Below are 10,157 nucleotides of genomic sequence, written 5' to 3' on the forward strand. Positions count from 1 at the left end.
CCCCGGACTATACGCGCCCCCTACCGCCGGGTCAGGCCTGGTCGGGGGGCCAGGGGCCGTGGGCGGCGACCTGGGCGCGCAGGCCGCGCAGGGCCTTGGCGGCGGCGATGCCGACCGCGCCCACGACCCGTCCGTCGCGGACGCAGGCGGCGGCGAAGCGGTGCTCGGCCACGGTGCCGTCGACGAGTTCGAAGCGGTCGGCGGCGCCGGGGCGGCCGAAGGCCTGGATCCGCAGGCTGTACTGGTCGGTCCACAGGTACGGGACCGGGGTGTAGGCCTGGCGGGTGCCGTCCGGGCCGGCCAGGAGGTTGCGGGCGGCGTGCAGGGCCTGTTCGGTGGCGTTGGTGCGCTGCTCCAGGCGCCGGTGGCGGCCGGTGTGCGGGTCGGGCCAGGCGGCGGCGTCGCCGGCGGCCCACACGCCGTCGCCCGCGGCGCAGTAGGCGTCGCAGAGCACACCGTCGGCCAGGGCGAGGCCGCTGCCGGCCAGCCAGCCGGTGGCGGGTTCGGAGCCGACGGCCATCAGGACGGTGTCGGCCGCGAGGTCGGTGCCGTCGGCGAGGCGGACGCCGGTGGCGCGCCCGCCGCGCTCAAGGACCCGGGTGGCGGTGCCGACGTGGATCCGCACGCCGTGTTCGCGGTGCAGTCCGGCCAGCAGGGCGGCGGTCTCGGTGCCGAGGACGCCGGCCAGCGGGGTCGGGGTGGAGACCAGCCAGGTGACCTCGGCCCCGAGGGCGACGGCGGTGGCCGCCGCCTCGGCGCCGAGCAGTCCGCCGCCGACCACCAGCAGCCGGCCGCCGGTGCGCAGGTCCTCGCGCAGGGCGAGGGCGTCGGCAAGGGTGCGCAGCACGTGGGCGCCGGCCAGCGGGGTCTCGGCGCCGGGCAGGCGGCGCGGGCGGACCCCGGTGGCGATGACGACGGCGTCGCAGGGCACCTCGTGGCCGTCGGCGAGGCGGACGGTGCGGGCCCGGCGGTCCAGGGCGGCGGCGGCCACGCCCAGGCGCAGGTCGAGCCGGAGCTCGGCCAGGGCGTGGGGCTCGCGCAGGGTGAGGCGTTCGGGCTGCCACTGGCCGGAGAGCAGGTGCTTGGACAGCGGCGGCCGGTCGTAGGGCGGCGCGTCCTCGGCGCCGACGAGGGTGAGGCGGCCGTCGTAGCCGGCCCGGCGCAGCGCTTCGGCGGTGTGCAGTCCGGCGGCGCCGGCTCCGACGACGGCGATCCGCCGCAGTGCGGTCACGCGAGTTCCAGGCGGATCGCGGCGGCGGGGCAGACGTCGGCGGCGTCCTTGACGGCCTGGTGGAGGTCCGCGGGCGGGCGGGCGTCGAGCAGGACGACGATGCCGTCCTCGTCGCGCTGGTCGAAGACGTCGGGGGCGGCGAGGACGCAGCTTCCGGCGCCGCAGCACTTGTCCTGGTCGATGGTGACGAGCACGGGTTTTCCCTTCGGGGTGGGTGAACTGGTATGGGGGCTGGGGGTTTTACCAGGCGACGGGCAGTGCGTGGAGGCCGTAGACGAGCATCTCTCCGCGGAAGGGGACGTCCTCGAAGGGGACGGCCAGGCGCAGTCCGGGCAGGCGGCGCAGGACGGTGTCGAGGGCGATCTGGAGTTCCAGGCGGGCGAGGGGCTGGCCGAGGCACTGGTGGATGCCGAAGCCGAAGGCGAGGTGGCGGCGGGCGTCGCGGGTGAGGTCGAGCTCGTCGCCGCCGGGGAACTGCGCGGCGTCCCGGTTGGCGGTGCTGACCATGCAGATGACGCCTTCGCCGGCCCGGATCGTCACGCCGCCGACCTCGACGTCCTCGGTGGCGACGCGGGTCAGGCCGGAGTGGACGATGGTCAGGTAGCGCAGCAGTTCCTCGACCGCGCCGGGGACGGACTCGGGGTGGGCGCGCAGGTGGTCGAGCTGTGCGGGGTTGCGCAGCAGGGCGAGGACGGACAGGGCGGTCATGTTCGCGGTGGTCTCGTGCCCGGCGATCAGGAGGAGGCGGCCCATCGCGCCGATCTCCTCGGTGGTGAGCTCGCCGCGCTCGGCCAGGCGGCTGAGGATGCCGTCGTCGGGTGCGGTGCGCTTGGTCTCGGTGAGGGCGACGAGGTAGTCGGCCAGGCGCTTCTGGGCGGCGTCGACGTCCTCGGGCGGGGAGTCGCGGCGCAGCAGGACGCGGCTGCACTCCTGGAAGAAGGCGTGGTCCTCGTAGGGGACGCCGAGGAGCAGGCAGATGACAAGGGAGGGCAGGGGCAGGGCGAAGTCGCTGACGAGGTCGGCCTCGGTGCGGCCGGCGGTCATGTCGTCGAGGAGGCGGTCGGCGATGCGCTGGATCTCGGGGCGCAGCGCCTCGACCTTCTTGATCATGAATTCGCCGGTGAGCATCCGGCGCTGGTGGGCGTGTTCGGGGTCGTCCATCCGGATGAAGGTGACCTGGCCGGCGCCCAGCTGCCGGGCGCCGGCGCTGATGAAGGGGAAGCCGGGGCGGGTGGCGTCGGAGCTGAAGCGGGGGTCGGCGAGGACGGCCTTGATGTCGTCGTAGCGGGTGAGGAACCAGCTGGGGGTGCCGTCCCACAGGGAGACGCGGCTGACCGGCTCCTCCTGCTGGGCCTGCTGGTAGGCGGGGGGCGGGGCGAAGGGGCAGGCGCCGCGGGCGGCGGGGTGGGTGAAGCGGGGGGTGGGTGCGGCCGTGGCCATGGGGGGCTCCCTTCCCGGAGCTTGGTGTGCCGGCGGCTGGTGGGGGCGTGGTGGGGTGGTGCAGCGGGGTGGTGCAGCGGCCCCCGGGTTCATTGCATGCCTTAAGCAACTAACTCATCGTCACGCTAACTCGCGGTCCGTGGCGGCGAAAGGCCCCGCCGGGTGGCGAACGAATCTGTCCGAAATCCGGTCAGAGGCCCGCACCGGCACCGCACGACCGCCACACCACCGCCGCGGCCCGCACCGGATCGCTAAGGTTCCTGCATGTCGGACGCCGAAGACCCCGTAGACGAACGGACCACCACCTCGGACCTGGAGGCCGTACTGGCCAGTCTGGCCTACCTCCTGACGCGTTCACAGCAGCACGAACGCCAGATGGCCCGGGCCGGCATCACCGCCGCCCGCTCGGACATCTACCTGCTGCGCGCGCTCGCCGAAGCCGAGGGCGCCAGCCGGGTCACCGACCTCGCCCACCGCCTCATGGTCAAGTCCTCCCACGTCACCCGGCAGATCGACCGCCTCCAGGGCCAGCGGCTGGTGGCCCGCACCCAGGACGCGACGGACCGCCGGGCCCGCCAGGTCGAACTCACCGCCGAGGGACACGCCGTGCTCGACCGGCTGAAACAGGCCAACATCACCGGACTGGCCGGCGCACTGGACGGCGTCCCCGACCCGGACGTCGCCGCCACCGTCAGCGTGCTGCGCCACCTGATCGACCGGTACGTCCAGCGGGCGCGCGCCACCATGCTCACCGAGGACGGCCCGCCCGCCCTCCCCGGGCAGGCGCAGGAGGGCGCCGGGGCGGGCCGGGTTCAGGCGCCGAGGACCATCAGGTAGAGGATGACGTGGTCCGGGTGCCGGGCCACGTCGACGGCCGGGGCGGCCAGCAGGACGAGGTGGGCGTAGAGGGCCCCCGTCAGCGCGCACCGCACCAGGCGGAGCACGGGTCGTCGGGGGCCGGGCATCACGTCCGGCCGGCGGCGTCCGAGCAGGACCCCGAGGCCGAATCCGGCCAGGGCGCCGGCCGAGGCCAGGAACGCGAGGGAGGCCGCCACGACGCGTTGGTCGTGGTCGTGGCCGTCCGGGACGCAGCACAGGAGCCCCAGGTCGACCATCAGCGTGAGACCGCCGTACAGCCACGCCTGGAAGAGGTCGCCGTCCGTGACCCGTGCCGCGCGCTGGATCCACCGCATGCCGCCAGGATGCCGGTCGGCACGCCCGTGCGGCAGTGCGTCCGACGGATGGTCACCGAGCCGCAACCACGGGCCCGCAGGATCAGGACAGGGCGGCCAGGAGGCGCTGTTCCTTCGCCGGTTCGATGCCCAGCGGGAATCGGCCGCGCTTGCGGCCGTCGGGTTCGGTGTCGTCGGCCGGGCCGCGCCCGCGCAGCCACTGCCAGGTGTCGCGGGCGGTCTCGGCGAAGGGGCGGCAGCGCAGGCCGGCCGCCCGGGCGCGGGCGGTGTCGACCTGCCAGGTGCCGGCCGCCTCGGGGACGTCGGGCATCCACAGCGGCAGTTCGCTCCACGGCTGGACGGCGTCCGGGCCCTCGGCGACCAGCGGCGCGTCCGGGACCCAGACGAGCTCGGCGCGCCCCTCCCCCGCCACCTGCGCGCAGGTGTCCAGGAACTGCCCGTAGGTGAGCAGGCCGGGCGGCGCGGTGGTGAGGAAGCGGCCGGCCGTGCCCGCCGTCAGCAGGTCCAGGCCGAACACCGCGAAGTCCCGGACGTCGATCAGCTGGACGGGCCGGCCGGGCTCGCCGGGCGCCAGCACCCGGCCGCCGCGGGCCATCCGTTCCAGCCACCACGGCAGGCGCCCACCCCGCTCGTACGGGCCGATCAGCAGCCCGCTGTTGAGGACCAGGGAGCGCCCGGCGCCGAAGTGCTCCTGCACCGCCCGCTCGCAGCCGGCCTTGAGCGCGGCGCTGAACTCCTGCCCTGGCGAGGTGTCGGCGGGGCACGGGTGCAGCGGCGAGGACTCGTCGACCACACCGGCCGGCCAGTCCTCGAACGCATGGACGGAGGAGATCAGCGTGTAGTGCCCGGCGCGCTCGCGCAGCAGCCGGGCGGAGGCCGCCGCCTGGGCGGGCTGCTGGGCCGAGGTGTCGACGACGGCATCCCAGCGCCGCCGCTCCGCCAGGCGCGCGACGTCCGCGTCCGAGTCGCGGTCGCCGCGCACCGCCTCCACACCGGGCAGGTCGGCGGCGGAACGGCCGCGGTTGAACGTGGTCACCTCGTGACCACGGGCGAGGGCTTCGGAGGCGAACGCCCGCCCCAGGAACGACGAACCGCCGAGCACCAGGATCTTCATACCGCCAAGGCTGCCCCGGGCCCGGCCCCGCGCACACCGTTTTTCGCGCTGGGCAGAGGACGGCCCGCCGGCAGTAGTCGCACCCGGTTACCCCGGATCGTTCCGGATTACGTGGCGGTCACTGCCCCACTAGCTTGTCGACGCCGTCCGCCCGAGCGGCCGGCCCGGAGTCCAGGGAGCAGCGATGTCGATGACCGTCACCGTCGGCCGGCCGTGCGCCGCCGTGCTCGGCCACACGGAGCTCAGGGGGCAGCAACTCGACCGGCGGGAGCGCGAGGTGCTGCACGCGGTCGGCTGCGGGCTGCGGGACGACGAGATCGCCGCGGCGCTGGCCGTCCCCGAGGACGTCGTGGCCGGGCACCTCGCGCGGATCCTGGCCAAGCTCGGGCTGCGGGACCGGGCCGCCGCCATCGTCCACGCCTTCGACTGCGGGCTCGTTTCCCCCGGCCGCGGCCCCCGCACGCGGGAGGCGGGCCCGGTGCTGCGCAGTGGCGGCGCCGCGCGGGCGGGCGGGCCGCGGGTGCGGATCTCCGTGCTCGGGCCGCTGCGGGCCTGGCAGGACGGGCGCCCGCTGAACCTGGGGCACCTGCGCCAGCAGGCCGTGCTCGCGGCGCTGGCGCTGCGCGGCGGACGGACGGTCAGCCGCCAGGAGCTCCTGGACGGTGTCTGGGGCCAGGAGCCGCCCGTCACCAACGTCGTCCCGGTCTACGTCTACCGGCTGCGCAAGGCGCTGCGCCTGGGGGACGGCCCGGAGCAGGTGATCGAGCACGACCGCTGCGGCTACCGGCTCGTCCCCGGCGCGGCCGACGTGGACCTGGCGCGCATGGAGGACCTGGTCGCCGAGGCGAGGGGCGCCCACCGGACCGGCGACACGGCCGAGGCGGTGCGCCTGTGCGCGCGGGCGCTGGACCTCTTCCGCGGCGAGCTCCTGGCCGGGCTGCCCGGTCCGCTCGCCGAGCTGGAACGGGTGCGGCTCACCGAGCGCCGGATCGCCGTCGCGCAGCGCAAGTCGGAGTGGCAGCTGCGGCTGGGCCGGCCCGCCGAGGCGGTGGCCGAGCTGTTCGCGCTGTCCGCGGAGCACCCGCTGAACGAGCCGGTGGCCGCGATGCTGATGCGCGCGCTGTACCGCGGCGGCCGGCAAGCCGACGCGCTGGCCGTGTTCGCCCGCGCCTGCCGGCACCTGGCCGACGACCTGGGCGTCGCGCCGAGCCGGATGCTGCGGCGCACCCACCAGATGATCCTGCACGGGGACGAGGCCGGCCTCGGTCTCACCACCGTCGTGCGGTGAGACCGAGGCCTTTCAGCCGTTCCGCACAGCCGTCAGGAGGCGAAGGACCGCTCCAGGCGCGGGATCAGGTCGCGCAGGTCCTGCTCCCAGCAGTAGCCGTTGTGGCCGCCGTTGCACTGGGTACCCCAGGCGGAGCCGTCGCCGTAGTCGACGTAGTAGTACGGCATGCCCAGGGCGTCCATGCGGTCCTTGACGTGCTTGGACGCGCCCTCCAGCCAGAACTCCAGGTCGGTGGGCACCCCGCGGCCGTTGCCGACGTAGACGGAGACGCCGACACCGGCGAGCTTGTCCATGTGCTGCGACGGGTCGACCGCGTTCCAGCGCCAGTCCACGTTGAACACCGGGTAGGGCGAGCCGAACAGGGCGTCACTGTCCACACCGGGCTTGTAGGGGTCGTTGTTCGGGTCGCAGAACCCGGACGCCGAGGCGCAGACGACGCCCTGCGCGTCGACGAGCGTGGCGACGGCGGCCAGCCGCAGGTCCATGGAGTCGGCGGACAGGTCGATGTCGCCCGACAGGGAGGCGGTCTGGCTGAACAGGTCGGGACGGTCCTGGGCGTAGTGGAAGGCGCCGAACCCGCCCATGGAGACGCCGGCGATCGCCCTGGCCTTCTTGGTGGCGACGGTGCGCAGGTTCGCGTCGATGAACGGGATCACCTGGTTGAGGTGGAAGTTCTCCCAGTTCTGGGCGCCGAGCACGGTGTTCTGGTTGAGCCAGTTGGCGTACCAGCCGCGGGGGCCGCCGTCCGGGATGACGGTGATCATCGCGTTGGAGGTGGTCAGCGCGGGGTAGTTCTGCTGGATCGGGTCGTCGGGCGAGCCGTGCAGGAAGTACAGCACGGGGTAGCGCCTGGCGGGGTCGTCGTAGTAGCCGCTCGGCAGGATGATCTTGATGTGGTGCTTGCCGGTGACCTCGGGCGTGGTGACGGTGAGGTAGAAGTTGGTGGGTCCGCCGACGGTCGTGTCGACCTGGGTCAGGCCGAAGCCGTCCGCCATCCGGGGCGGCCCCGCGGGGGCCGGCTGGGCCGCCTGGGCCGGGACGGCCGTGGCGGCCGTCCCGACGAATCCGAGGACGGCGGCCAGCAGGGCCACCACCGTTCGCCAGCGGGTGGGTTTCTTCGTCACGGTGTTGTTCCCCCTCGTGTGTGGTGCGGTGCGGTGTGGTGCGCGGTCTCAGTCAAGGACCTTGACCTCCAGGACCGGTGAGGCCGCGATCTGGTCCTCGGTGTACCGTTCCGTCACCCACTGGCCCGCCGAGAACAGCCGGGTCTGGTCGGCGTAGTGCGGCGAGTTGGGGTTGGCGGACTGGGAGTAGGTCAGCACCGAGGCGGACTGCGGCGGGCCGTCGGCGGTGAACAGCGTCTGCTGGATGAAGCTGGAGCCGAAGGTGATGTCCAGCTTGCCGTCGACCATGCCGGGGGTGACCACGTTCAGCACGCCCAGTTCGTGGATCGAGCCGTGGATTGGGATCTGCTCGCCGTTGCGGGTGATCTTCTGGACGTCCCCCAGCCGCGCGTTCAGCGCGATGCCGGAGTTGCGCAGCGCGAGGACCGCGCGGGCGAGCGAGTTGCGGACGGCGTCATTGCCCGGGTCCAGCGAATTGGGCGTGTGCACCGGGTCCTTGGGGTCGAAGGGCACCCGCCAGGGCAGCTTGTCGGGCGTCTGCCCGTTCGTCAGGTAGGCCCAGAAGTTCTCGAACAGCCACGAACCCCGGCTGTCCGCCGTGTACTTGTGGTCCCAGGCGGCCAGGATCGGGCAGGCCTCGCTGATGTTGACGAGGTTGCCGTCCACCAGGACGAGCCCGAACAGGGTGTTCTGGCACGCCGTCACCGTGGCGTTGAGGGCGAGGTCGGCGGCCCTGCTGTTGTCGGCGAACAGCAGTTGGCGCATGTTCTCCGGGGTGAAGCCCCGGCCCGGCAGGCCGTCGGTGCCGTTGATCCGGTTCTGCGCGGTCAGGATCAGCTCCTGGGTGCGCAGCGAGCGGGGTGCGGCGGTGTCGCCCATGACGCGCGGGAAGGCCAGCGGCTGCTCGGGGTTGGCGAGCCAGGCGCTGTCGTTGGCGTTGCCGGCGAAGTCGGAGCGGATCAGGCGCGGCTGTTTGTGCGGGTCCAGCAGGCCGGGTGCGACCGCGTTCGGGTCGTCGGGCCAGTCGCACTCGCTGCGCTTGCCGTCGAAGATGGAGATCGGCGGGATGTTGGGCAGCTTCAGGGGCTGGTTGAAGAGCAGTTGGCCGGTCAGGGTGAGGCAGGACTGCGCGTGGGCGTCGGTGATGTTCGGGGCGGCCTGGATGTCGGCGTAGAGGGCGTTGCCCTTGCGGTCGGCGGCGACGGTGTTGAAGAAGGGGACGCCCTCGGTGGTCTCCAGGGCGCTGACGACGTCGTTGACGTCCTTGGCCTGGTCGAGGTGGAGCCACGTGTTCAGGGCCCGCAGGTTGTCCATGTTGGCGTCGCGCACCGCGTGGGCGCTCACCACCCAGGGCAGCGGGATTCCCTGCATGGAGGTGGTGACGGGCCCGTAGCGGGTGGACCACAGCGTGCGGGTGACCCGGCCGACGGTGCCGTCCGCGTTCAGCACGTCGACGCCGACCTGCTGGGAGGTCATGGGCTGCCAGGCGCCGTCCACCAGGTAGTTGGTCGGGTGCAGCGGGTCCACCTGCACGTCGAAGAGGCCGAACGGGGCGACGGTGGCGACAGTGTGGCTCCAGGCGACGTCGTCGGTGTGCCCGATGTTCACGGCGGGCAGGCCGAGCAGGCTGGCCCCGGAGACGTTGAACCGGCCCGGGATGGTGAGCTGGCTCTGCCACATCCGGTTCTTGCCCTGCCAGGGGAAGTGCGGGTTGGCGAGGAGCATGCCGGTGCCGGTGCCCGCGGACACGCCCTGCGCGCCGACGGCCAGGGCGTTGCTGCCCATGCTGCCCTCGCTGCGGGCGGCGGCCATCGCGTCGGCGATCTTCGCCGCGGTCTCCTCGGGCGAGGCCTGCGGAGCGGCGTCCTGCGGAGCGGCGGTCTGCGGAGCGGCGTCCTGCTGTTCGGCTTTCGCCCGTGGTGCGGCGGCCTGCGGTGCCGCCGATGCTCCCGGGGGTGCGGCGTTGACCTCGCCGTCCAGCAGCGGGTCGGCGACGCCCATGATGATCTCGGCGTGCGCGTGCCGGTAGACGTCGAGTTCGGTGATCGGGCGCACCCAGGCCGCGCCGCGGCAGGCCGGGTCGGAGATGTTGTTCACCCCGGTCTCGGCGAGGTAGCGGTTGTACCCCTTCACGTAGCCGCGGATGGCATCCTTGACCTCCGGCTCCGGCCCGTTGGGGGCGGGCTGGTCGATCAGCCGCTCCACCACCCGGTTGTCGTTGATGCGCTGGAAGTACAGGTCGCTGTTGAGGTTGGTGGTGGTGTTCTGCTTCTCGCCGGGGCTCGTCCTGCCGTCGGGGCCCAGGTAGCGGGAGCGCTGGGCGTTGACCATCAGGTAGGTGTCGGCCAGGGTGCAGATGTTGTCCTTGGCCGCGGCGTACCCGTAGCCCTCGCCCAGGCCGCCCAGGGTCGAGGCGATGATGTGCGGGATCCCGTACTCGGTGTACCGGATCGTCGGCCTGTCCGGCCCCGGCGCGGCGTCGGGTGTGCCGGCGGGTGCCTTGGCGACCGCCATCGTGCCCAGCAGGGCCGCCGCGGCCATGAGCGCCACCGGCAGCCGCATCGTCGATCTCCTCCGTGCCATCGGGCCGTCCTCTCCCCTGCGTTCCCGTGCTTCTGTCTGGACACGGTCACGCTAGGGAGGGGCGATGAAATCCCGGTGACGGGGGCGGGGGGGGGGGGGGGCGGGGCGCCGCCCCCGCGCGCGGGCGGGGGGGGGGGGCGGGCGCCCCCCCGCGCCCCCCCCGGGGCGCGCGGCCCCGCGATTC

The 10,157-nt window shown here is 73.7% G+C and carries 9 protein-coding genes; 2 read left to right on the forward strand and 7 right to left on the reverse strand.

Annotated elements, in window-relative coordinates; translation table 11 throughout:
* Positions 1-31 precede the first annotated feature (31 nt).
* From ACFV4F_RS26265 to ACFV4F_RS26275, 3 genes are read right to left on the reverse strand one after another with little or no spacing between them, the layout of a single operon-like run.
* On the reverse strand, positions 32-1,231 hold the full coding sequence (locus ACFV4F_RS26265) for an NAD(P)/FAD-dependent oxidoreductase (RefSeq protein ID WP_380505935.1): 1,200 nt from the start codon (positions 1,229-1,231) through the stop codon (positions 32-34).
* Positions 1,228-1,425, reverse strand: coding sequence for a ferredoxin (locus tag ACFV4F_RS26270; protein ID WP_380440429.1), 198 nt, complete (start codon positions 1,423-1,425; stop codon positions 1,228-1,230). Before ACFV4F_RS26270 ends, ACFV4F_RS26265 begins: the two co-directional genes overlap by 4 nt.
* Positions 1,426-1,471: 46 nt before the next feature.
* Entirely contained in the window at positions 1,472-2,671 is a 1,200-nt protein-coding gene (locus ACFV4F_RS26275) for a cytochrome P450 (protein ID WP_380505938.1), read from the reverse strand.
* 264 nt (positions 2,672-2,935) lie between these two features.
* On the opposite strand from ACFV4F_RS26275, the gene ACFV4F_RS26280 reads away from it, so the two are divergent.
* Positions 2,936-3,508, forward strand: coding sequence for a MarR family winged helix-turn-helix transcriptional regulator (locus ACFV4F_RS26280; RefSeq protein WP_380505940.1), 573 nt, complete (start codon positions 2,936-2,938; stop codon positions 3,506-3,508).
* On the opposite strand, the gene ACFV4F_RS26285 is transcribed toward ACFV4F_RS26280, so the two are convergent.
* Positions 3,484-3,864 (reverse strand): hypothetical protein, encoded by a 381-nt coding sequence (locus tag ACFV4F_RS26285; protein ID WP_380505943.1) that lies wholly within the window; start codon positions 3,862-3,864, stop codon positions 3,484-3,486. The genes ACFV4F_RS26280 and ACFV4F_RS26285 overlap by 25 nt on opposite strands.
* 82 nt (positions 3,865-3,946) lie before the next feature.
* Positions 3,947-4,978 carry an NAD-dependent epimerase/dehydratase family protein gene (locus ACFV4F_RS26290; protein WP_380505946.1) on the reverse strand — a complete coding sequence of 344 codons (1,032 nt, stop codon included), beginning with the start codon at positions 4,976-4,978 and terminating at the stop codon, positions 3,947-3,949.
* Between the two features lie 184 nt (positions 4,979-5,162).
* On the opposite strand from ACFV4F_RS26290, the gene ACFV4F_RS26295 reads away from it, so the two are divergent.
* Positions 5,163-6,266, forward strand: coding sequence for a BTAD domain-containing putative transcriptional regulator (locus ACFV4F_RS26295; RefSeq protein ID WP_380505949.1), 1,104 nt, complete (start codon positions 5,163-5,165; stop codon positions 6,264-6,266).
* A 32-nt stretch (positions 6,267-6,298) separates the two neighbouring features.
* Here the strand turns inward: ACFV4F_RS26295 and ACFV4F_RS26300 are convergent, their stop codons facing one another.
* Together ACFV4F_RS26300 and ACFV4F_RS26305 are read right to left on the reverse strand one after the other, a co-directional pair.
* Positions 6,299-7,351 (reverse strand): alpha/beta hydrolase, encoded by a 1,053-nt coding sequence (locus tag ACFV4F_RS26300; RefSeq protein ID WP_380506020.1) that lies wholly within the window; start codon positions 7,349-7,351, stop codon positions 6,299-6,301.
* A gap of 87 nt (positions 7,352-7,438) precedes the next feature.
* On the reverse strand, positions 7,439-9,973 hold the full coding sequence (locus ACFV4F_RS26305; protein ID WP_380505952.1) for a penicillin acylase family protein: 2,535 nt from the start codon (positions 9,971-9,973) through the stop codon (positions 7,439-7,441).
* Between the last annotated feature and the right edge of the window lie 184 nt (positions 9,974-10,157).

Origin of the sequence: Kitasatospora sp. NPDC059722, from assembly GCF_042733235.1 — a bacterium.
Taxonomy (GTDB): Bacteria; Actinomycetota; Actinomycetes; order Streptomycetales; family Streptomycetaceae; genus Kitasatospora.